18 protein-coding genes and 1 pseudogene are annotated in these 22098 nt (G+C 58.7%); 8 read left to right on the forward strand and 11 right to left on the reverse strand.

Translation table 11 applies throughout. The features are described from left to right. Window positions 1–407: 407 nt before the first annotated feature. The 3 genes from ACVIYL_RS43790 to ACVIYL_RS43800 form a co-directional block, all read right to left on the reverse strand. Window positions 408–1535, reverse strand: coding sequence for a glycoside hydrolase family 18 protein (locus ACVIYL_RS43790; RefSeq protein ID WP_456781606.1), 1128 nt, complete (start codon window positions 1533–1535; stop codon window positions 408–410). A 242-nt stretch (window positions 1536–1777) separates the two neighbouring features. Continuing rightward, window positions 1778–2137: a DUF2285 domain-containing protein gene (locus tag ACVIYL_RS43795; RefSeq protein ID WP_456781607.1), complete on the reverse strand. Its 360-nt coding sequence runs from the start codon at window positions 2135–2137 to the stop codon at window positions 1778–1780. Window positions 2138–2369: 232 nt separating this feature from the next. Further along, window positions 2370–2582 carry a transcriptional regulator domain-containing protein gene (locus tag ACVIYL_RS43800; RefSeq protein WP_456781965.1) on the reverse strand — a complete coding sequence of 71 codons (213 nt, stop codon included), beginning with the start codon at window positions 2580–2582 and terminating at the stop codon, window positions 2370–2372. A gap of 642 nt (window positions 2583–3224) precedes the next feature. On the opposite strand from ACVIYL_RS43800, the gene aepX reads away from it, so the two are divergent. The 4 genes from aepX (at window position 3225) to ACVIYL_RS43820 (ending at window position 7100) form a co-directional block, all read left to right on the forward strand. Further along, on the forward strand, window positions 3225–4091 hold the full coding sequence (gene aepX, locus ACVIYL_RS43805) for a phosphoenolpyruvate mutase (RefSeq protein ID WP_456781966.1): 867 nt from the start codon (window positions 3225–3227) through the stop codon (window positions 4089–4091). A 471-nt stretch (window positions 4092–4562) separates the two neighbouring features. Continuing rightward, window positions 4563–5354 (forward strand): phosphocholine cytidylyltransferase family protein, encoded by a 792-nt coding sequence (locus ACVIYL_RS43810; protein WP_456781967.1) that lies wholly within the window; start codon window positions 4563–4565, stop codon window positions 5352–5354. Between the two features lie 6 nt (window positions 5355–5360). Further along, window positions 5361–5969: a CDP-alcohol phosphatidyltransferase family protein gene (locus ACVIYL_RS43815; RefSeq protein ID WP_456781608.1), complete on the forward strand. Its 609-nt coding sequence runs from the start codon at window positions 5361–5363 to the stop codon at window positions 5967–5969. 213 nt (window positions 5970–6182) lie between these two features. Beyond that, entirely contained in the window at window positions 6183–7100 is a 918-nt protein-coding gene (locus ACVIYL_RS43820; protein WP_456781609.1) for a branched-chain amino acid transaminase, read from the forward strand. A gap of 443 nt (window positions 7101–7543) precedes the next feature. Here the strand turns inward: ACVIYL_RS43820 and ACVIYL_RS43825 are convergent, their stop codons facing one another. Beyond that, a complete protein-coding gene (locus ACVIYL_RS43825; RefSeq protein ID WP_456781610.1) occupies window positions 7544–8464 on the reverse strand; it encodes a branched-chain amino acid transaminase in 921 nt (306 codons plus the stop codon). 408 nt (window positions 8465–8872) lie between these two features. Between ACVIYL_RS43825 and ACVIYL_RS43830 the strand changes: the two genes are divergently transcribed. Together ACVIYL_RS43830 and phnF are read left to right on the forward strand one after the other, a co-directional pair. Next, window positions 8873–9997: an aminotransferase-like domain-containing protein gene (locus ACVIYL_RS43830; protein WP_456781611.1), complete on the forward strand. Its 1125-nt coding sequence runs from the start codon at window positions 8873–8875 to the stop codon at window positions 9995–9997. Window positions 9998–10082: 85 nt separating this feature from the next. Further along, window positions 10083–10826, forward strand: a complete 744-nt coding sequence (phnF, locus tag ACVIYL_RS43835; RefSeq protein ID WP_456781612.1) for a phosphonate metabolism transcriptional regulator PhnF — start codon at window positions 10083–10085, stop codon at window positions 10824–10826. A gap of 490 nt (window positions 10827–11316) precedes the next feature. Here phnF and ACVIYL_RS43840 read toward each other — a convergent pair whose 3' ends face one another. The 3 genes from ACVIYL_RS43840 to ACVIYL_RS43850 all read right to left on the reverse strand — a co-directional run bounded on the left by ACVIYL_RS43840 (window position 11317) and on the right by ACVIYL_RS43850 (window position 14737). Further along, entirely contained in the window at window positions 11317–12540 is a 1224-nt protein-coding gene (locus ACVIYL_RS43840; RefSeq protein WP_456781613.1) for a Fic family protein, read from the reverse strand. A 584-nt stretch (window positions 12541–13124) separates the two neighbouring features. Next, window positions 13125–14357, reverse strand: coding sequence for a type II toxin-antitoxin system HipA family toxin (locus tag ACVIYL_RS43845; RefSeq protein ID WP_456781614.1), 1233 nt, complete (start codon window positions 14355–14357; stop codon window positions 13125–13127). Next, window positions 14357–14737, reverse strand: a complete 381-nt coding sequence (locus ACVIYL_RS43850) for a helix-turn-helix domain-containing protein (protein ID WP_456781615.1) — start codon at window positions 14735–14737, stop codon at window positions 14357–14359. The genes ACVIYL_RS43845 and ACVIYL_RS43850 overlap by 1 nt, the downstream gene beginning before the upstream one ends. Before the next feature lie 211 nt (window positions 14738–14948). Here ACVIYL_RS43850 and ACVIYL_RS43855 point away from each other — a divergent pair. Further along, window positions 14949–15540 (forward strand): annotated as a pseudogene (locus ACVIYL_RS43855) (DUF2130 domain-containing protein); the annotation flags it as partial. A gap of 123 nt (window positions 15541–15663) precedes the next feature. Here the strand turns inward: ACVIYL_RS43855 and ACVIYL_RS43860 are convergent. Both ACVIYL_RS43860 and ACVIYL_RS43865 read right to left on the reverse strand, forming a co-directional pair. Beyond that, window positions 15664–15921, reverse strand: coding sequence for a hypothetical protein (locus ACVIYL_RS43860; RefSeq protein WP_456781616.1), 258 nt, complete (start codon window positions 15919–15921; stop codon window positions 15664–15666). A 177-nt stretch (window positions 15922–16098) separates the two neighbouring features. Then, on the reverse strand, window positions 16099–17673 hold the full coding sequence (locus tag ACVIYL_RS43865) for a porin (protein WP_456781617.1): 1575 nt from the start codon (window positions 17671–17673) through the stop codon (window positions 16099–16101). 916 nt (window positions 17674–18589) lie between these two features. On the opposite strand from ACVIYL_RS43865, the gene ACVIYL_RS43870 reads away from it, so the two are divergent. Beyond that, window positions 18590–19411: a class I SAM-dependent methyltransferase gene (locus tag ACVIYL_RS43870; protein WP_456781618.1), complete on the forward strand. Its 822-nt coding sequence runs from the start codon at window positions 18590–18592 to the stop codon at window positions 19409–19411. Window positions 19412–19714: 303 nt separating this feature from the next. Here the strand turns inward: ACVIYL_RS43870 and ACVIYL_RS43875 are convergent, their stop codons facing one another. Next, the gene (locus ACVIYL_RS43875; protein ID WP_456781619.1) at window positions 19715–20575 is read right to left on the reverse strand and encodes a phytanoyl-CoA dioxygenase family protein; all 861 of its coding nucleotides are present in this window, start codon (window positions 20573–20575) and stop codon (window positions 19715–19717) included. Between the two features lie 242 nt (window positions 20576–20817). Further along, complete coding sequence (locus ACVIYL_RS43880) at window positions 20818–22092, reverse strand: extracellular solute-binding protein (RefSeq protein WP_456781620.1); 1275 nt, start codon at window positions 22090–22092, stop codon at window positions 20818–20820. Window positions 22093–22098: the final 6 nt, after the last annotated feature.

Raw genomic sequence — 22098 nt, forward strand, 5'->3', positions numbered from 1 at the left:
TTCGTCATGGCCTCAAACCTACAAGCTCACGCCACGTGAGATGCAAGTTGTTTTTGGCAGTCTCGCAGACCTCATTTTAGTCTGCCGCCGGCGAAGTGCGCCTCCGCGCACTCCTGACTTTCGAGGAAGAGAAACGAGCTGCCTAATGCTACTTGTTCGGCCATCTGATCCGCCTGTCGCGACCCGCCGGGATCTACAACCTCGCCGCCCAAGGTCACAACCCGCAATCCGCTGCGTACGTCACATCCCGACAGAAGACATGCATGCATGGCCGCCAGCATGCCCCTGGAACGTCGCCACCGAATTGTCAGATTTCCGACATTGCCGGCTTCAACCGACGTGGCTGTGATCTGACAGCACCGTAGTCCGCATCTGACGTGTTTTGACGCGACGCGATGGCCACGATCCTATTCGGATGTTCGCCCGGGAGGGACGTGGAGGGCCGCGAGTAGCGAACCGTCGTCGGCAAACAGGTCCCAGATCATGATCCCGGCAAGTTTACGCTCGCGCGCGTACTTCGCCTTGCGTGCGATGGAGAGCGGATCGTCGTAGCTGATCCATATGCGCCGTTTGGCGTCATAGAGCCACGGTACCTGGGCCTCCTCGCTCCAATACCGGCGAAAGCCCTGCTCTTGCGGTCGCCGGGCAACAAGCTCCCGATAATCGATGCCGTCGCTCCCTCCCCACTCCCCGCTCACCGCCGCCCCCTTTTGAAAGAGCCCGCTGTGCTCCCGCGGAATGTCCGCAACAGCCCGGCCATAGAAGGCTACTCCGAGCGTGATCCTGCCCGGCGGCACACCGGCCCGGATCAAGGCATTCACACTTGCGTCGACATTCAGATCGGGATCCGGATCGCCTGCGCTGGCGAACAGCGGAGCATTGAAGCCGGCAAAGGCCGAGCCCGCGTGATAGTCATAGGCCATCAGATGGATCCGGTCCACCAGCCGGGCCAGAGCGGCCGCCTCTAGATTGACAATCTTGTCGGGCGCGGCCGAAACGGCAATGGTGAGCTCCAGCTCCCTGCGCCCCTGTGCGGAAAAGGCGGTGAGCTTGCGGCGGAGTTCGGCGATCAGGAGCGTGAAATTTGTACGGTCCTCGGGGCGTGCGAGATTTCCTGCGCGTCCTCCCGAGACGGGAAACTCCCAATCGACGTCCACACCATCGAACAGAGCAGGATACGGCCGAAAGAACGCCTCGATGACAGATTGCGCGAAGCGCGCGCGCGAGACCGGCGTGGCAGCGGCGACCGAGAAATATTTCGATCCGCTCCATCCGCCCAGTGAAATCAGGATCCGAAGCTCCGGACTATTCCGCTTCAATTCGGCGAGCTGGGCGAAATTGCCGCCGAACGGATTCGAGGGCGAGGTTCCGTCGCAGGCTCCTGCGTCGGCGCAGCGATCCGCAAGTTCGGCCAGTCCGTCCGCAGAAACGGTACCGAACGCATACATTAAATGGGTCAGCTCGCGAGCCGGGATCGTCTTGATGCTTGGACCGCCTGGCCGGGCCTTCCACGGGGCGACATAGCCGGCGAGCACGGGGCTTCTAGCCGGCGCGGCTCGCCCCCGCTGCATCTGCGCGTATCCGCACAGGAGGGTAGACAATCCGGCAGCAGCGAACGTTCGGCGACTAACGGCCACGACGCACGACCTTAAGTTCTCTGCCGGACTGCCCCTTCGTACCAACCGACATCTCGATCACCTCTATGATATCCCCGCAACCGCGCACCTACTAATCTCGCACCGACCTGGTCCGCAGCGTTAGCCGATCAGCAAAGAGCTCAGGAGATGTCGTCCTTATCTTTGCCCTTGCGCCGGAGCAAGTCACGATAGCCACCCCGCATGAGACGCAGCCCCATCTGGACCAGACGAATGGTCCGGCTACGCAGATCGTGTGTCTTCCAGCCTCGACCCGGAATGCGGTTCATTCCAAACAGGCCTTGCGCGATCTCACGATAGCTGTTCCCTTCCAGCCATCCGTCCACGCCACGCAGAGCGAAGATATGACGGTGCCGGCTCGCAATCGATTGAGCAAGAGGGGGCGGTCCGACCGGGCGCTGTTCGAGCGCTAGCCACAATCGATGAGCTGCGCGCAAGCGGATGTCGAAGTTGCGATCTAGCGGCAGGTCGAGGGCAACCAACGAGCCGCTGGGTACGAGTTCTCTCAGCCAAAGACGATGCCTTACTCCGCCGAGTGGCACGATAGCATGCCATCCATCTGGAGCCTCACGAAAGTCGTGGCCCACCAGATTGCCGAAATCAAGTTCATACGTTTCGGAATCTGTCGAGCAGATCGCCTGGCGGACGGTAAGGACGCTCGACAGTGCCTCAGGTGCCCAGAAAACAGCTTGTTCGACGAACGCCTTCTGCGGATCAGCCGGGAAACGTTAGTCCCCACTTCCTTCGGAAGGCATCTGTTGCGCTGGATTGTTTGCTGCTGACCAGAGTCCTGTAGTCTTTTTGATACTCGCGATCGCGGCGTAGCCACTCCCAGGCTATGTCAACCGCTTCGGCCGTCTTGATTTCGTGGTATGCGTTCTCTGATCTCCAGTCCGCACCTGGCATCGCAACTCTTTCCCTGCACATTTGAATGCACGAAAAGGAAACTGCAACCTTGTGACGATTTATGGTTGTGCTCTCGCTGTGATCCAGTGTTTGGCGCACTTGCGCGATGAAACGATCGACTTTTTCGATTGGAACGGACTCTGATCTGTTTCGGACGCTTTCATCCTCACTCTTCGGCGGCCCCTGCGCAGCCGATCACGCCAGCCGGCGCGTCCTGCCCAGCGATCATACTGTTGCTAATGTTACGAGACTCTATGCTGGCGAATTGGGCATCCCCAACCCGGCTCTGACGGCGACTTGCCCCTCGTTGGTATCCGAACGCCTGATCAACCGAAGATGGCGCGATAAAGATAAACCGAACCCTCGCGCACCCGCAGAGCCTCCAGACCGCGGAAAGGATTGCAAGATCAGCGTCGCTTGAGCGGGCATCTTGTGATCGTCTGGCTTAATCAGAGTTCTTCCGCACGGCGGCGGCGAGACCCAGCAATTTGAGTTCAAGTCAAGCTACCAAGGCTCTTGATTGATCGAGATGACAAGGGCGTGTCACCTTCATTGACGAACGTCGGCAGGTCAGGCGCACAAGGAAGCGGCATGCAAGAACAAGCACCATCTGTCCTCGCCAAAGGCTCTGCTCAATCCGCGGATTGCTCATTTGCCGAATTGATGCGCGCCCAGGTCTGCTGCAGCAGCGAACTCTCATTCCTCATGGAAGCGCATGACGGCCTCTCCGCCGCGATCGCTGAGCGCGCAGGTTTCAAGGGCCTGTGGGCATCTGGTCTGTCGATAGCCTCCTCTCTGGGCTACCGCGACGCCAACGAGGCATCATGGAATCAGCTTGTCGACGTCGTCGAGCGGATTGTGGAGACCAGCCAACTTCCGGTTCTGGTCGACGGAGATGGCGGCTTCGGCAACTTCAATAACGCTCGCCTGGTGGCGCGCAAACTCCGTCAGCGTGGCGCTGCGGGTGTCGCGCTGGAAGACAGCTGTTTTCCGAAGACGAATTCATTTGTTGGTGATCGGCATCCCCTCGCCGACATCGATGAATTCTCGGGCCGGTTGCGCGCCGTAAAGGACACGGTCGCGGACGATTTCATCCTCGTGGCCCGCATCGAGGCATTAATCGCCGGGCAAGGAATGGACGACGCAATTTCGCGCGCACACGCTTACGCCGATGCCGGGGCCGATGCGATCCTGATTCATTCGCGAAGGACCGCAGCCGACGAAATCCTCGCGTTCATGCGCGCCTGGCAGAACAGGCTGCCGGTGGTGATTGTTCCAACGAAATACTATCGGACGCCGGTCTCCGCCTATCGCAAAGCCCGGATTTCCACAGTGATCTGGGCCAACCACTCCGTGCGAGCAGCAATAGCGGCAATGCGGCAGGTCTGTGGTCGCATCTTCGCTGAGGAAAGCTCTGTGAGCATTGAGCCCAATATCGCAACGCTCGACGAGCTCTTCGAACTGTTCAAGTACAACGAACTCGCCGAGGCGGAAGCGCGATATCTGCATTCTGGAGACACCCGGCAATAGCCTCATTCCCGCATTCGCGTACATGCTCCTGAAGGACGGCCGCCATGCAACCATCTGCTCCACGACAGCATTCCGCTTCACTTTCCGGCGAGGTGCTTTTTAACAGTACTCATGCTGGAAACAGCACCAAACGGCACGAAAGTTCTTACCAGGCTGACCACTGCACCCCTGCGATGCCCCGCGCCGATCCCCTCACCTGGCGGAACAACCTACTGAGATCTACGAGCGCACTGAGCCGGCCGATCGGGACGATATTTCGTCCCATTTGAATGCGGGGTCCTCTGAAAGATCTCCCTAGGCGTCACGCCGCACTCGCGAGTTCCTGCAGTATCTTGATCGACGGAGAGCGCTCATGGCTGCGTTTGCCAGCGTCCATTGTCGTCTCTAGCTCGGACGGCCCGGATATTGCGTGTCGAATTCACGACGGCTTGGAACAAAGACGAGATATCCCCCGACAATGAAGCGGCTCAAATGGCTATCAATGCACCCAAGAAAGCCGTGATCCTCGCAGCCGGCGTCGGCTCTCGCCTTCGACCGCTGACGGATCTACGGCCGAAGCCCTTGGTCGAGGTCAACGGCACGCCGATCCTCCACAATGCTCTGCGCAACTTGGAAGCTGTTGGCGTCGAAGAGGTGACGCTCGTGGTCGGTTACCGCAAGGATGCTATTCAATACGCGTGCGGTCGCCGCTTCGGTACGCTTGGGATCAACTATGTGGATTCGCAGGCCTTCGACCGTACCGGCAGCGCCTATTCGCTCTGGCTCGCGCGCGACGCGCTGCTTTCCGGGGACTGCTTTCTCCTCGAGGGCGACGTCTTCTTCGAGGAGGATGCGCTACGTTATCTGCTGCTCAGCCAGGCGAGCAACGTGGCTGCAATCGCTCCTTTCGATGAATTGATGGAAGGGTCGGCAGTTCTGTTGTCGGATAGCGGCCTCATCTCGGAGTTCCGAATGAAGCAAAGCGGGGCGAACCTGGCCGCGAATGGGCCAAGGCTTTTCAAGACAATGAACCTGTTACGATTTTCGGCACCGACTCTCCAGGCGACGATCGTTCCAGCGCTGGACGAGATCATCGGGTCCGGAGTGACCCAGGCCTACACAGAGGAGCTTCTTTCTTATCTTGTTGAACTGCGTGGCCTGCAGCTGGCAACGGCGCGATGCGATCACCTCAGGTGGTACGAAATCGACACTCCTGAAGATCTGCACATCGCAGAGCGCATTTTCAGAGGAGCGCAGCGCCAAGGCACGACTCGAAGACGGTGAAGTCCAATGCTCAAATATCTCTGGGATCCAGCGAATGCCATAACAACCGGGGGTCTTCTTTTTTCGTCCGCCAGTCTGTTTCTTGCTCTTTCAGGTCGTCTTGAGCTGTCGATAGCCGCGGCACTTTGGGCCGTCCTGTGCGATCACCTGGACGGGATCGTGGCAGCTCGCACAAAGCATCGCCATCCAGATGTTGCAAAGATGGGCAAGAGCCTCGACGGGTTTGCGGACATTATCTACGGAGCCGTTTTGCCCGCCGCAATTGTAATCCAACTCAGCCGCTCCTCCATTCTTGCCTTGATAACTGCAAGCGCCTTACTCACAGCAGGGGCAATCAGGCTCAGCTACTTTGCCAACTTCGGCAAGTCAGCCGATGGGCGTTTCCTGGGGGTGCCGCTATCGTATGATGTTCCGATAATGGCCGCTGTTTTTGTTGTTCGACCGCTGTTTCCAAGTGACCTATTCGTAACTCTGACGCTCAGCATCTTTCTCGTACTTGCCGGACTGCATGTTTCATCTATCCGGGTGCCATCGCCGAGCCCGGCCATGTACGCCGCGATCACCGTCTTCGCCATAGTCGCTTCGACCGTCCTCGCATTGAGGCCTTTCGATTAGACCGGTCCGAGCACGAAGCATAGACACGCAAGCTTCGCAGAACCAAGGAGAGCCTTTAACTTTGCGCATCGTCGCAGTTCACGAGACTCCGGCGGATAAAGTGACGAAGTTGCTGACCGCGCTCGCCGCACGATCGGCGATGGCGCAGCGGTAGCCAGCTCGCTCATGGGGCGAACCAGGTCTCGGCAGCTTCTTATTCGTTATGGGGCAAAGATGGATTCGACGGCACAGTTTGCATTTCTCAATGGCCAAATCGTTCGCTGGAACGATGCCAAGGTGCATGTTTTCGCACCGGTGGCAAAGTATGGCATAGGTGTTTTCGAAGGAATACGCGGCTATTGGAATGAAGAGGCGCAGCAAATGTACCTCTTTCGTCTCGCAGAGCACCTTGATCGGTTTGCGTTCTCGCAAAAGGCGATGCGGTTCGATCAGGGACCATCGCGGGAAGAGTTGACAAAGGCCGTCGTTGGCTTGTGTCGCGCAAATGCGTTTCGTGCGACCGTGCATATCCGGATGATGGCTTTCATCGACGGGCCTGGCGAGATAGGGGCAACGGGACCCGTAGGAACCGCGATCACGGCGCTCCCACGGCAGTCCGCGCAGCAATCCATCAAAGGCGCTTCTGCTCAGATTAGCTCCTGGATGCGCATGCCCGACAATGTGATGCCCGCGCGCATCAAGTGCAACGCAAACTATCATAACGCTCGATTGGCAACCATGCAGGCCCAGCGGGACGGTTACGATATAGCTTTCCTGCTCAATTCAAGAGGAAAGCTGGCCGAGGCCCCAGCGATGTGCATCTTCATCGTCCGCGAGGGTCAACTGATTACGCCGAGCGGGACCAACGACATTTTGGAGTCGATTACGCGCCAGACCGTCATCGAATTGGCAGGCAGACACCTCGGGCTAATGACGGCCGAGCGCGATGTCGATCGGACTGAACTGGTTCTCGCCGAGGAAGTGTTCCACTGCGGCACCGGCGCTGAAATTGTGCCGGTGACATCTGTAGACCGTATACCTGTGGGGAACGGTCGACCTGGAGCGGTAACGCAACAGCTGATCGAGATCTATCGGGCAGTTGTTAGCGGTAGAGATGGCGCGTATCCCTCATGGCGGACTCCGGTCTTTTGACCACATATTCAGACGAGCCTTATCAACGGCCCGGAAAGATCCCTTGAACGGGGGTCGATGTTTGGGCACGAGGGTCTTGAGATTGCAAGCCTCTGAGAATTCGAACAAGCCCCGGAATGTCGAACCTTGACGTAGCGGGTTGGGAATGTGAGGGACGAGCGCCGATAGCGATCTCGGTCCAACGCTTTGGAACAAGGTGACGATGTTGGGCACGCGTTATGTTTGTGCTCGTCGCAGCCGTCCAGACGAGACAGAGCTCTCCGCCGTCTCACATTTGTCAGAAGTTTCCAGCGGCACGCTTGCAGCGATGCGATCGACACTTCGGTCGATCTCAAGCCGCACTGTGACGAAGCGTTTTGTTACCCAAAATCGAGCCCTGATAGGTGACAGCGCCCTTGGGCGGTGGGCATCCTGCGCGTTCAGTCACGACGGATGGCGCCATATTAAACATCCACGGGGGTGAGCCAATTGAGCCAGAGATTTGTGCGCCCGTGGACAAGATCGAAGTAGGCCGCTTGTAGTGCTCTCACCACAGGCCCGGCCTTCCCGTCGCCCACTGGGAGGCGGTCGATGCCGAGAATCGGCGTCACTTCCGCTCCCGTCCCCACCAGGAAGGCCTCATCGGCCGCATAAAGTTCGGAGCGGTTCACAACCCGCTGCTCCATCGGCAGGCCGAGGCTTTCGCGCGCGAGCTTGAGGATGGTATCGCGGGTGATACTTTCAAGCACGTCTTCGCAGAGCGGCGGCGTCACCACGACGCCATTGCGGACGATGAAAGGCGTTGACGTGGGGGCCTCGGCCAAATTGCCCTGCTCGTTTAGCAGCAGGGCCTGCTGGTAGCCGTCTGCAAGGGCCTGCATGTGAGCCAATCGCGAGTTGTGGTAGTTGGCGTTAGCCTTGATGCGGGCTGGCATGGCCCGGTCGGGAATCCGCACCCAAGAGCTCACCTGGGCCTGGACACCGTCGATCACCGCATTGGGTACCGGCCGAGCCAGCGCCGTGATAGCGGTGCCGATCGGCCCCGTCACTGTCATGTCTCCCTGACCGTCCAGGTAACTCATGATCCGGATGTGGGTGCTCTCGCGGTACCCGCAGGCCTTGAGCAGATCTGCGGTCTGCTTTGTCAGCTCCTCGGCCGTGAAGGGGGTGTCGAAGCGTACAGCCTTGTGACTGTAGGCCAGGCGCCGCAGGTGGTCCTCCATCCGGAACAGGAGGAGACGGCCCTGCTGCTCGCTCCAGTAGGCCCGCACCCCCTCAAAAACTCCGAGGCCGTATTTCGCCGCCGGGCTGAAGATATGCATTGTGGCCTCCGGCCAGGACACGATCCTTCCGTTCAGCGATGCGTATGGCGCAGGCAGGCTCATGTTCTCTCCTTAAGGAATGTTGATAGATCAGCGGAGGAAGCCGGCCTCGATCCGCTTTGCCGGCTTATTTGCCGCGGGCAGAAAAATCCTCGATGGGACGATCTCGCTCTTGAGCCAAGCTTCCCGCGCGCTGGAGCGCCGCTACGTCGATGGCGCGAGCATGGCGTGGGGTATCGAAATCGAACTCGTGCTGGCTTGGCGCGTCCCATCCGAGGCGCCGGCGGCGGTTCACGCGCCGTTTGGGGCATGGCTCCCGAATTTCCGACCCCATTCGTCTTTGTGCTGCCGCCATGCCTGCCGTTCCCCTGTCTACTCCCAGATTATAGGGGCCTCTCCAAAAGGTCTAGTGATATAGATCATTATCAGCTAGGCTGAACGTCCGAATTTCATCCAAACTCTGGAGTCCGCATGACTGTCGTCGCCGATCTCAGCCGCAACCTTCCGCCACCCGTTCCAGAAACCAATCAAGCGTTCCGGACGGCGCTGACTGACCTTCTCGTTGAGACGGACTTCACGGCCCTGACGCGCACCCATCGTTTCATGGGGACAGAAAGAGATCGCATCCAAGGCGGGCAATGGCTGGCTCGTCGCTTAGGCAAGGCGCCATCTGAGGAGCGGGTTGTGCTCACCAACGGCACGCTCAGCGCAATGAATATGATTTATCCCGCGATCATGCGCCCCGGCGAGACCCTGCTCACCGAGCCACTTACCTATCCCGCGGTCCCCGCCATCGCCCGGCAGTACGGATTCCGCACCGAATCCGTGGCCTGCGATGTGGACGGTATGATCCCTGCCGCACTTGACGAGGCCTGCCGCCGGCTGAACCCCAAAGCCTTGTATTGCTTGGCCACCCTGCAGAATCCAACGACGGTCGTCATGCCGCTCTCCCGCCGGCAGGAGATCATCGAGATTGCTCGACGCTATCGTGTTGCGATCGTGGAGGACGACATCTACAGCGCTTTGCCTGCCGACGCGCCGCCGCCGATGAGTGCGCTCGCGCCGGATATCAGCTGGTATATCCTGGGACTCGGCAAGAGCTTCACCGTGGGCCTGCGGTTCGCCTATGTGGTAGCCCCTTCGGGCACCGAGGCCAAGCGGGCCTTTTGGCCTGGCGTACGCTCCACCTTCTGGATGGCGGCACCGATCACGGCTGCAGTGGTCTCACACTGGATGGAGAGCGGCATGGCTAGTCGGCTGTTCGAGGCAGTCCGCGCGGAGGCCGCCGGGCGCCACGCCATGGCCATCTCCGCACTTGCCGGCCTCGACTTCGCCTCTCCGCTTGGCGCGATCCATGGATGGCTGAAGCTGCCAAAGGGACAGCGCGAGGCATTCCATGCTCAGCTCAAGGCCCGCGGCGTGCTCGCCGGCGACGCGGGCCCTTTTGTCACTGACGGTGGTCCGGTGCCCGACGCTGCGCGGGTCTGCTTCGGGTCCCCGGAAACGCGTGATGAGCTTGCCGTCGGTCTTAAGGCAATCGCCGAGACCACAGTCGAGCTTGGCTCGCACCCAAGCCTTATGGGCGAACGCAAATGATCGGGCGAATCGTGCCAACCTACTGTTGGCGTCGAGGGGCGTTGCCTGGCAAATTCGGCATTATCTGGGAGGACCACATCAGCACATGGTGAAACGGACGGTGGAAGGAATCAGCATGTGGCGGCGGATCGTGGATTCCATAGTCGACGACATCAACCGCGGCGCCCTGGCGCCCGGAGGGCGGCTGCCTTCAGCGCCGGCGATCGCAACCAGATTTGGCGTCAATCGCCTGACCGTGCTGCGCGCTCTGTCGCATCTCGAAAACGAGGGCGTCGTCAGCATGGAGCAGGGCCGCGGGACATTCGTTTCCCACGCCCCAATCAACTATCACTTCGAGAACAGGAAGTACTTCGAGGAAAACATTCTTGAGAACCGAAAGAAGCCCTCCCGCAAGCTGATTTCGGTCGAGCAAGCCGACGCCTCGGCTGCGGTGTGCGCTGCACTTGGGCTCCGTGATCGTGAGAGCGTGGTCGTGGTGACTACCTTGAGTGAGGCTGATGGCGTGCCGATCGGCTATGGACCCAGTTACTTCCCCGAAAGTTTGCTCCCCAACATCGGTCGGGCTTTCGAAAAGGCGGCGCGGCACGCCGATGCCGTCTTGTCCACCTCGGCGGTGTTGAAGAAGCTCGGCGTAATGGACTACCACCGCAAGTCTGTTCGCATGCGATCGCGGCCGCCAACGACCATTGAAGTCGAGCGACTGAAGATCCCAACGACGGAGCATGTGCTGCAGACCGATGTCGTAAATGTCGACGCCGAGGAGCGTCTGATTTCTTTCGGTCAGACCGCCTATGCCGCCAGCCGGGTGGAATTCGTGTTCGGTAGCTGACGGCTGAGCCGGCAGGGCCGTTCCGCCCGGATTTCGTCTCGCACAGATCAAGCCGGCTGATCCGGCGCCTCGGCGACGATCAAAGGCTCGAAACTCAAATCCTGATGGTCCAAAGTTCGCTCACAGGCCGACTCTCGTTTGTTCTGAGAAAAACGCAGTGGCTTGCGAGAAAGTTACCCGCAGGTGCCTCCCGCAGACGACCGCTCAAATTTCCCTCTCGCCAGAGTACTTCCTTTCTTTATGGACCAAAGCGTTTAGACTGTTGGTGAGGTCAAATAGGACTACTCCCAGCACGCGCTGGCATCGTCGGCGACGGCGAACAAAACTTCAGTCGTTGCTGGTGCTGCTGCTGGTCCTGCCGAAGATCGGCACATGAATGCCGGCATCACCATGGTGCCGATATCGCCATCATAAGATGCCGCGCGGGTCCGCGGTTCACTGGGTAGCAGGCTCGGAAGCGCGACTGTCGGGTATACCAATCCAATACCGGTCACGGTCCCCTGGGACCGGGCTCTTCCGGATCCACCTGATCGGGAAGGACAGGCTCTTCGCCGAACGGACGGTTGATGATGCCGAGCGCTTCGGTAGCGGCATACACGCGGTTGCGCGAGTAACCGGTACGTTCTTCCAGAATTCCTGCTTCGTCCAGTTGAGCGATCGCTTGGTGGACCTGCGGAGGACTGATGTCCAGAAGTTCGCCGAGCCTTTTGGCCGTCACGACCGGATAGTTGTGAAGCTCCTCGAGCGCGCGCGCGGCCGCGGATCCCTTGCGGAATTTGCGGCGCCTCCTCCACAAATCGGATAATTCGGACAACGCCTCACGCGTCCGAATGAGTTCTTCGACCGTGCCGGTTACGGCGTCAGCCATGAAGGTGATGATCGGCTGCCAATCCAACCGCTGTTGGGCATCCTTGAGCGAAGCATAGTATGTATCCTTTTTGCTTTCGATATAGGGAGAGAGGTACAACGGGACGTGCTTCTCGGCCGCCATCATCAGTGGAAGGAGGAGACGGCCGACGCGGCCGTTGCCGTCGCGGAAGGGATGCACCGCCTCGAAATGAGTGTGCGCAATCGCCATGCGCGTGATGAACCCTTGAGTCATCTGCTGCATTCCCTCGTTCCGCAGAAAGTCAACGGTTTGAGCGAGGCAGTCGTGAACGTCCGCAGGAGGCGGAGGGTTCAAGGTCGAATATGCAATGTCCTTGTTTCCGCCAATCCACACGACGCGCGTGCGGAGGTCGCCGGGAACGTCCTTGTAGTCCGGATCGTCCTTCATCACGGCTCGGTGGAGATCCTTGATCAGATCCATCGTGAAGACGTCGTACCCGTCCTTCGCCGCAAGCGGAATGAATCCATCGAGCGCCACGGCGTAGTTTCTCACCTGACGCGCTTCGTCCCTGGCGCCATCGTCACCCGTCTCCTCAACGAAGAGAAGTTCGTCGAGAGTGCTCTGCGTACCCTCGATCGAAGATGAACTGACCGCCTCGCGTCTGGTCAGCACGCGGCTGACGATGTAGGGGTCCTTCATCTGGGCGGCGATGACATCGACCTTGCCGAACGCCGCTTGAGCGGCCTCCAAGGCTTTTGTGGCCCCAGGGGCGAAGATACCGTCCTCCGGGGGGGCCGGCGGCACGATTCCGTAGTGGGAATCGTACGGCGGCGGCAGCCTCTTCAGGGTCTCCCGGATCGTGTGGCTGAGATCGCTGCGCTTCATAAAAACCAAACTTGGTTGGCCAATTCCAATCTATAATTAGGCTTTCTACAAAAAACCATAGCACGCCGGGATTTCTCAATTGCTAAGACAGGCTTTTGAGGCCAGCTCAAATTCGGCTGGACTCTTTTGTTCATGTGCGTTCGTCGAGCCGGTATAGCCTCGGAAAGACCCGCACGTGCCCGCACGCCGCCCCTCAGCAGATGGACATAATGGCCACGGAGACCGCGACCCGGTCTCCGTCGCCGATTAGTCGCGGCGACGAGACGCCTCCCGAATACTGGCAGGCCCATCTAAATGATGTTTCCGCCGACGCCGGCTGGTCGTCGACCCGATCCAAGCGCCGTCTGTTCGACATCCAGCGACTACCCGTTACGTGTTGCATGTCGCGCAGCGGCCCGGACAGCGCAATGCAGTCCGGCTCTCTAGGCAAGAAGCCAGACCCCTAAACGGGGAATTCGGCCGTTTTCTTGTCGACGGGACGGCTTCGGATGCCGTCCGGCTCCTCTCGCGCATGTCGAGAATCACAATCCAACAATTGGTCATTTATGACCATTTAACTATATTAATAGGTCGTATATATCCAATTAAACGGATTTAGCGATTTCGGACTGATCGTGATCGAAGGCGGCGTCGTAGTCACGCAATCGGGCACCGCTGACTCCTGATTGGCGGAAAGCCTCGCGCCATCCGTCAGATACCCGCCGAGCCGTTTCTCGGATGATCGTTCGCGCGTCCGCCTCGGCGATTTCGAAGAACGCGCAGGCCTCCAAGGCAAGCTTGATCGATCGGTCGTGCGCGCCGCCTTCCATGATCGCCGTCTCCAGATGCGGATCGCGATCGGGCGCGGGATTCACGTCGAACATCGGCGAGAGGCGCCAGCGTCCCGAACCGACGTACAGAAATCCGTGGTTCTTCAGATGATCGTCCTTGTTGGAGACAAGTATGGTGAAGACCATTCGCCGATAGAGTTCTTCGAAATCCGCTTTTGGCTCCGGAGCGGATGTCCTCATGAAATCGACGATCTCCGTGTACGAGCCGAGTTCCGCGCCCGTCTTTCCGAGCGCCGTCCGTGCGGAGATATAGGGAATGCGCGCGCGTCCGCGTCGATCGAAACGCTGGACGAGCGCGACGGGAAACTGCGTGTCGGCGAGTTCTAACCTGACTTCGGGAATGCGGATGCCGCACGACTTCGCGAGCTTCAGCGTCGCGACTTCGACCTGCTCGATTGGATGCTGGTCGTGGACGGACGTGAACTTGGCGAGCCAGAGAACGTCGCCTTCGCGGACATTGGCTTTGGGCCGAGCGCCGCCTGAGGCGCCCGCGCCCGCGAGAGCGCGCATCTGCTCCGCCGCCAATTCCTTCCCTTGTTCGTAAGCGCGCGCGAGCGCCGTGATCGCTTGCAGATCGAGCAGACGCGGTACCGCATCGTCGGCCTTCCCGGTGATGACCTTTCCCTGTTCGTCCATAAAGCGCAAGGCGCCTTGCCTGCAAGTGTCGTCCGACAGGGTCAGATATTCGAACTCCGAAAGACCTTTGCCGTAGGCGCGTTCGAGCAGCCTGCGTCCCCAGCTGTCGGGCGCAGCGTCGGAGAAGACGCCGGCGAGCGCTTCGCGCGGTTCTCCGGATTGCGCCGATGCATGGTATGGCCCGCCGTCGAAGGGCATGTTCGGCTGCAGTGCAAAGGCGCGGGGATCCTTCGACCAGGCCGGATCGTAGGCAAAGATCGAAAACTGTCGGGGGCCGGTCTTCGTGAAGCGCAGTTCGCCTACTCGCGTCAGACCCTCGCCGAGGGCAACTCGGGCATAGTATTCAGTCATCAGAAGGCTACCCCGTCGGGATCGACGTCGCCGGGCTCGTCCTGCTCGGCCTTATCGTCCGTCCGCTTCCGCCTTCGCAAGGAAGCCGCGAATGATCGACCGCGCTGCGGTATCCGTTCGGAGGCCAGCGCCAGACCCAGATCGTCCTTTCGGACGTCGACGAGGTCGGCCAATTTCTCGATAAGTCCGAGAGAGACGAGCACGTCCGCGAGCGTACCTACAGCGACCTTAGGATCGCCCTTCTCGAGCCTTTGGATGGTCTTGGCCGACGTTCCGGCGCGCTCCGCGAGATCGGTCATTGCGATCCGGCGGCTCAGCCGCGCCAACCGGAGGTCCTGCCCCAAGCGCTGGAGCGCTGTATTGGATTTCGGCGAGCTCATTTAACTACTCATATATGACTTATTGATGATATTTAGTAGACATATATGGCTAGTTAGAATACCTTGCAAGAGTATTTTTGAGCTCTTGTTGTCGCTCCATCTGAAGCGACACTTCGATTATGTCACAATCTTTTGAGAACATAATAGGAACAACTTCGACTACCTGTTGGTTGCGTCAGTCGAGTCTTGCACGGTTCGTGTATCAAGACTCGGCGCCGACGTCAGGCAGCAGGTGAACGGCACAATCGGTCAGCCTACCGGCATCATCCTTTGGCAATCCAAGCGGACCAAGGCCTGGAGCGATGGCTGGGCTCGCAAAGTTACGCGACGACCAGCGCCGTTGTGCCGCAGACGTAGCACTCATCATCTCGCAGGCGCTGCCGAAGCACGTAGAGCAGTTCGATCTGATCGACGGGGTATGGGTTGCCCACCCCCGCTGCGCTGTTGCTGTGGCAGTTGCGCTCCGCCAGGGACTTATCGACGTCACAAACTCCCGCCTGGTGCAGCAGGGCCAGCAAACCAAGATGGAGCAGGCTTACCATTATTTGACCGGGATAAAATTCCGCCAACGCGTCGACGCCGTCGTCGAGAAGTTCACCGACATGCGCGAGGACCTCGATAAGGAACGCAAATTCATCAGTCGGCAGTGGGCAAAGCGCGAGACGCAGATCCTGTCCGTCATTGAATCAACGGTCGGCATGGTGGAGGGCGACCTTCAGGCGATCGCCGGCCAGGCTATGCCGGACATACCGAGCCTTGAGACGCCGTTGCTGGAGGTTCAGGCTGACCGCACTGTCGGATGATTAGGCGAGCCTGCAATATTGGTCTGCAGGCCAAATCGCGATCATTGCGTTCTAAGCTCAGCTTTGTAGCCTACCTGCTCTGATGGATCTTTCTCACGCCAATCGTCTTCAACCCAAACATCGTCAGCCGCTTGGTTCTCCTCCAATCCACGAACGCGCAGAATGCGTGAGATCGGAAGTAAAGAACTCACGGCTGCCAGGAATCGTTGTCATGCCGGACAATTGGTGCAGCGCCCACAAACTGAGGACCAGCATTCTTAAAGCAGAGCGGCGTGATAGGATCACCGTGATTCGACATTTGATGATGCGGGTGCGGCAGCAGCCTTCCGGAGCTTTTTTGAAGGTTGTTGCACCTACGTAAAAATAGAGAAAAATAGGCAAATTAGTTCAAGTGATCACCGCACATGGTGCTCGACCAAAAAGGGCCACTCTGAAGGAGTGGCCTAGGTCGGGGAGGGAAATGTACCGCAAGAGGCTCCGGGATCAGGCCGCAGCCTGGTCGATCGGTGTGCCGGGCTTTACGACAGAATTCCCTTTCAGCTGTTGTCTGACGGGACCTCACCAATTGCGCTGAACGCGTAGAAGCCCGACCAGCGCGCTCTGGTTCTTGAGCTCATACACAGCAGCTGGCTTGCCGACACCTGCGACTGCCGGCGCCCTAATTGTGCCGGAGTACTTCTGATCGAGAAAAGTGGCGTCGAGCTCAGCCGAGAACGTCAGGTTCGTGACAGGCGACCAGCGCGTGATTGTACCGACGCCTGCGATGTTGAAATCGGGATTGCAGACACCGGTCAGGCCAAGTGCAGCCATGCCAGAGCTGCCGCAGATCTGCGCCTTGGCTGCGTCTGTGTAGCGGACAGCGGCCCACCCGCCGTAAAGGCCAGTGTTCCAGTACGGATTCCAGTTGTGGGTATAACCTCCGTTGAAGCCATACGTCGTGGTCAACTGAAGAGCTGTACCCGTTGCTGCCGTCGTTCCGGAGTAGATGGCATCCGCGATGCCTGCGAGGCCCATGCTTTGATACGCGTCAGCTCTCGCAGAATTGCCGTACATCGCCCACGAGGCTGGAATGTTTTCATTGATACCAAAGTTGATTGCGCCTTTGGCATAGGCAGCTTGCAAGTTGATGGTATCACCGACGCCGGTCGGAATGTTCTTGATCGACAAGGCCAGCTGACCAGCCCATCCCCACTTATCGGAGGCGTGTCCAGACGTTTCGTCGGCACCGTAGTAGGCAGCGTGATTATTGTGTGCTGCGACCGAAGCCTGGAAGAGACCCCAGGCCTGGTCAAGACGCGTCATGCCGACGACATCTGGCGCCCGGGTGCCAGCGAAACTCGGCGAGCCATAAACGCCTGTCACAACGCCCGCAGCCGATGCATAACTCGTGTTCCAGATATTCCTCTGATAGTAGGCAGTCGGGTCCTGCATCGAAACCGTCGCCGTCAAGCCCTGACCAAAGTCGGCGGTATAGGTAAACTGGTTGACGCCTGTATTATTTCCGCCGCTGCCCGCAAGGCCGTCGAAGTTGCCGGCTGGATATTGCACCCAAGGCGAGCTGTACTGCGAGACTGCCTTTCCTATGGTGAATCCAGCAAATTGAATGAACGCGAAATAGACGCCAACCGAACCATAGCCAACATTGCCAACGGCCGCATTGGCCGGCGCCGCAATACCGCCGAGGGACTGGTAGACCGTAGAGCCGTTTCCAGCACCAGTGTAGCTGCCCGATGCCCAGTTGAGAGTCGTTTCGAAGAAGGTGCGGACCAAGCCGTAGTCAGTCGCTGTGCGCGTATCGATGGTGAAGTCGATGCGGGCACGACCGGTATAAGTACCGCTCAGCCGATTATTGGCACCGGCGGGACCCGAGACAGGTGTCATCACAAAGCTCGAGCTGTCCAGCACCGTGTCGGCGCGGACAAAGCCGCCGAGTTTGATGCAGGTGTCAGAGCCGGGCACGTAGTAGAATCCGGAACCGTATAACGAGCATGCCTTCACATACTGGATTTCTTTGGCCTTTACGGGAATATCGGCAGCCCGTGCCGCACTCAATGCAATTAGGCCAGCCGTTGAACCGAGTACAGCCCGTTCGATCGTTCGATGTAAGGCTGAGCGCGCATCGGAAAATGTCATTGTCCCCTGTCCTTGTTAGACCCCGTCGGACCCACGGGTAGCACCGCAAAATAATCGTTTGACGGCCACTCATCGAATAGTGCGATCGTTACGGTCGTGTTTGATGATGGATGACGCATGAAAGCCGACCTCATCCGGCCGGGCGCCTCCGTTTAAGAAGTTAGCCGCGTTACGAATGGTCGCGGGTGGAACGCGACGCATGCAACGTCAGAAATCCGTTACAATCCAATTCAGAGTGAAGCACGCCTAGCCAGCTGACGTGCCTCATTGCTGCGCCAATGCATCGCGGGCTCGAAGTTACAAGGCGCGCAAATGCAAGCGCGGTCTGTCACCGGCTTCCAATACGCCCCTGGCATGCCAGCTACCTGCACCGCGGGATTCCAGTAAGCGGTCGCATGGACCGACAAACGCGCAAATGCCTCAAATTGCGGCAACCAAGTGTGGTCTGACATTTGGGCTTAGAGGCAACAATTCGCGCGCCGTCAACTATCAACGCTGGCATTTGATCGAAGTGACAAGACCGTGTCACCCAAGGGTCGATCAACATTGCGCCCTCTCCCCTTCATGGAACAGACCATCAGCTGGCACGCGCTGTATCCAGATAACGTCCCGGCTTCTCATCCTCGCGGCAGCTGTGCTGCTGGCCCCCACGCATCGACCATGCAGGGCTTCGATGGCAAATTCGTTCGACTGCACCTCGCATCGCAAACGACGTCGCGCTCGTGGCGCTTGGCGGCGGAAGTTCAAAGAGAGCGAGGAATTGTTGTTTTCCGGAGGCGGCCGCTTTGCCATCGCCGCTCTCTTCACAAGATTTGGACAGGAATTCGGAGGCGCGAGCAATGTCCCGACGATGGCGTGTCGGCCATCGGAGAATTCATGAAAGCAGCCACAACGTTTCAGTTTTGCGAACATTGCCATGGCAACAACCTTTCCCAATTTTGAAACGCCATGGTCGGAGTTCGCCGGCGAGGGAAAGAATTATGATCTTTATCGGCCAGGCTATCCCGGCGAGGTCGCAAAGGTCATCGTGGATCACACGCTTCACCGTCGCCTAGACGGCGATATTGTGGATGTGGGAAGCGGCACAGGAATTTTTACAAGGGTACTTGCCGCAGCGGCCCAAGGTCGGCGCTCCATTATCGGCATCGAGCCGAACGCCGACATGATTCAAGTTGCTATTCAATCAACGCCTCGCGAACTGAACGTCAAATTCCGCAATTCACCAGCCGAGCGGTTACCTTTTCCAGACGAATGTGTCTCTGCTGTTGCGGCGGCGACAGCGGCCCATCGCTTTGACAGGCACGCGTTCTACAATGAAGTTGCGCGCATACTGCGTCCGGGCGGACTCTTGGCGCTGGTCCACAATCGACATCGGTACTCGGACAGTCCCGCGCTTTCGGAATATCACGATTTCGTCGAACAGTGCATTCCGGAGTACCGAAGGGGTACTTTCACCACCGCAGCCGGGACGTACTCAACGATTAATTTCTACAGTGAGCTCGAAACCGATCTCAGATTCCAGAACGTGAAGGTGCGACAATGGAAATGGGATTTTGATACGAGCCTTCCACATTTCCTCGCACTGAGTTTCTCTTCCAGCCTCATTCAACGATCGGCTGTGATGGTCGGTCAACAAGCCGTCACCAAAAGGCTGACCGAATTATTTGAGCACTACGCGCAGGGCGGTCTGCTGCGTCAACCGCACGTTACCGAGGTGACTTTTGCGACAAGGCAGTAACCCCGTGCGCCGCTGATCAAATAGCTCGGGATTGGCAATGTCGACGCTGTTTGGCGCTCTCGAGCTGAGATACGGACCCCCTTCGTCTGATAGGCCGGTATTCAGCCTGAACGACCATTTTGTCCGCACAACGCTAGCCAGCCTTTCTCCAGCCTCTTGACGATAGCAGACGTCGGAACACGGCGATCCTGCCCGGCGCTTGACCGCAGTGCGCTCGAACGCATTGCCCAGCAGATGCGCCAGGGCGACGCTTAGGTGGTGCGGCCGCCCTCGCGCCCATGAGCGAAGCCGTCGAGCTCGGGCTCAGAGCCTGCTTTCTGATTTGAGCCGTTCCTGCCGGCTCTGGTGGTGGGCGGCAATTGCATCCTTCCGCCTGCGACTTTCGGCGACCATCGCCTCATAGAATGCAACAGCATCCGGATCAAAGTCGCAGCTCGGACGTGGCTCGGCGACAAAATTTCGATGCTTGTCGGTTCCACGAACCAGGGTCGCGCTATCTTTAAATCCGCTGGTCTGGCTGACATGCGCGGCCACATATCTAATGGTAATCCCCAGACGGCGGGTGTCGGATAAGTTCGGCTTTGAACCGTGAATGAGCATCGTGTGATGAAGGGATATTTGGCCGGGCCGAAGCTCGAGATCGACGGCGTCAGCTTCATCGACCTTGACCTCGACATCCTGCCCACGACTGAGCAGATTGTTTTTATCGTCGGTGTCTCTATGCGGCAATTGCCCCTGGTGGTGACTGCCAGGAATGACCCGCATGCACCCGTTGTTGCGGTGACTTGGCGTCAACGCGATCCAAGCCGTCACAACGCTTGGCTCGGAAAGCCCCCAATACGTCCCATCCTGATGCCAGCTTACAAAGCTCGGATCGTGTGGTTTCTTATCAAAGTGGCCGGTTGCCCATGCCATGATGTCCGGCCCAAGAACGTCTTCGACCGCATCCAGAATACTCGAGTTCCTCATAAGATCATTGAGCCACATCATCAAAAGATGCGGCTTTATCTTTGATCGTGCCCATAGATTTGGCTCGCGACTTTCGAGCTCTTCCATGCGTGCCAAGAACTCGCTGGCTTCCTCAGCCGAAAGAGCGTCAACCGGACAGACGAACCCTTGGGAACGATATTGTTCAACCTGCGCTTCACTCAATATTTTAGGCATTTTTCTCTCCTGGGTAGGTCGATTCACCTCGATTGACGTGAGAAGGAACGAGGCGGTCAGCGGAATTGGTGCGCCGATGTAGGTTTGCTTCAAAATCTGTAAGTCGCGACGAACGACGCGGCGTATGCCTCCCGTCAAAGATGCTTGGAATCGCTGCGAGGATGTCCGTTATGTTGAAGAGGACGGCGGATGATCGAAAAGCCCGGAAGTCCTGGGTCTATCTTGCGGGCAAGTGAGCGAGCTTAGGTGTTGAGCAATTTGCGGGTCTGCTCGGCCATCGAGGCGAGCGCCGCCTTTGGTTGCGTCCGATGCACAAGCACCTGCCTCATCAGCTCAGTCATCATGTCGGTGATCTTGACCGCGTTGTCGCTAGAGAAGGAGACCTGATCTGTGGTGATTGCCAATTGATCAAGGATCTCCCCGTGATAGGGATTGATAGCGAGGTACTGGTTCCGGAATGCCGGATCCTTAAGCGCCATCAGGTTGACGGGCAGATAGCCAGTCTGCCGGGCAAGGATCATCTGGCCGTCCGGCCCGGCGGCGAAGCGCAAGAATGCCCACAGCGCTTTCTGCCGCTCCCAGTCCTTGGTAAACATCATGAAGCCATGGGCAGCGCCGACCAGCCGGCCCCCGGCGGCGGGAACTGGCAGCTGGCCGACCTTCAGCTCGAACCGCCCGTTGGCTGCCTTGGCGACAGATGTGATGCCGCTTGCCGAACGAATGAGGATGCCGCAGGTGCCGGCGTTGAACGCTTGGCGCGCCTGTTCGCGCGTCATATTGACAGTGCTCGCCTCTCCGAAGCGCCACACGGCCTCCAACGCTCTTAAGCCTTCAGCCGTATCAAAGGCGATTTCGCTCAAATCGGACTTCAACATGCGTCCGCCAAACGTGGCGATGAGATTCTGAAACATCCAGGCATTGGAGGCGTCGTACTCGACGAAGCCACCATTAATTGTTCGGTCGAGGGCTGCGACCTTCACGCCGAGCGCGATGATGTCCTCCCAGGTCGAAGGCGGGATGGGCGAGGCGTACCCAACCCGGTTCAGGAGGTCCATGTTGTAGTAAACGACGGGAACCGTCGTGCCGAATGGCATGGCGCGGACGCCTCCACCGGCAGATACGGCCTCCATGAGCGCGCTTGACAGGCCGAGCTCGGCGAAGGCCGCGCTTCCGCCAGCAACGGAATCAAGAGGCTGGGCGTAGCCACGCCGGGCGAGCAATGGCGCGTAGGTCAATGACTGCCATGTGCCATCAGGAAGATCGTTGATCAAACCGTCCCGCAGCGTGTTCTGGAGCAAGGGATCCCAGTTTTCGCCTTTGGCTACGAACTCTATAACGATCTCGGGATTGGCAGAGGTAAACCGGCTGCCAAGTTCACCGAGCATTTTCTGATAGGTGCCGATTGGGGTGCTGATCTTCAATGTCAGCTTAGAGGTGGCGGCGCGCGACGAGCGCAAAACCCCGATGCCGATTGCCGCCGTGCCGGCAACAAGAATATCTCTGCGTGTCAAAGGCATAAGGAT

The organism is Bradyrhizobium sp. USDA 3315 (assembly GCF_054056795.1).

Coding starts and splice junctions, on each gene's coding strand:
- ACVIYL_RS43820 (WP_456781609.1), top strand. CDS start 6,183: ATGGATTCGACGGCACAGTTTGCATTTCTCAATGGCCAAATCGTTCGC.
- ACVIYL_RS43800 (WP_456781965.1), bottom strand. CDS start 2,582: ATGTGCAGGGAAAGAGTTGCGATGCCAGGTGCGGACTGGAGATCAGAG.
- ACVIYL_RS43870 (WP_456781618.1), top strand. CDS start 18,590: ATGGCAACAACCTTTCCCAATTTTGAAACGCCATGGTCGGAGTTCGCC.
- ACVIYL_RS43875 (WP_456781619.1), bottom strand. CDS start 20,575: ATGCCTAAAATATTGAGTGAAGCGCAGGTTGAACAATATCGTTCCCAA.
- ACVIYL_RS43810 (WP_456781967.1), top strand. CDS start 4,563: ATGGCTATCAATGCACCCAAGAAAGCCGTGATCCTCGCAGCCGGCGTC.
- ACVIYL_RS43825 (WP_456781610.1), bottom strand. CDS start 8,464: ATGAGCCTGCCTGCGCCATACGCATCGCTGAACGGAAGGATCGTGTCC.
- ACVIYL_RS43865 (WP_456781617.1), bottom strand. CDS start 17,673: ATGACATTTTCCGATGCGCGCTCAGCCTTACATCGAACGATCGAACGG.
- ACVIYL_RS43815 (WP_456781608.1), top strand. CDS start 5,361: ATGCTCAAATATCTCTGGGATCCAGCGAATGCCATAACAACCGGGGGT.
- ACVIYL_RS43850 (WP_456781615.1), bottom strand. CDS start 14,737: ATGAGCTCGCCGAAATCCAATACAGCGCTCCAGCGCTTGGGGCAGGAC.
- aepX (WP_456781966.1), top strand. CDS start 3,225: ATGCGCGCCCAGGTCTGCTGCAGCAGCGAACTCTCATTCCTCATGGAA.
- ACVIYL_RS43840 (WP_456781613.1), bottom strand. CDS start 12,540: ATGAAGCGCAGCGATCTCAGCCACACGATCCGGGAGACCCTGAAGAGG.
- ACVIYL_RS43880 (WP_456781620.1), bottom strand. CDS start 22,092: ATGCCTTTGACACGCAGAGATATTCTTGTTGCCGGCACGGCGGCAATC.
- ACVIYL_RS43830 (WP_456781611.1), top strand. CDS start 8,873: ATGACTGTCGTCGCCGATCTCAGCCGCAACCTTCCGCCACCCGTTCCA.
- ACVIYL_RS43845 (WP_456781614.1), bottom strand. CDS start 14,357: ATGACTGAATACTATGCCCGAGTTGCCCTCGGCGAGGGTCTGACGCGA.
- phnF (WP_456781612.1), top strand. CDS start 10,083: ATGGTGAAACGGACGGTGGAAGGAATCAGCATGTGGCGGCGGATCGTG.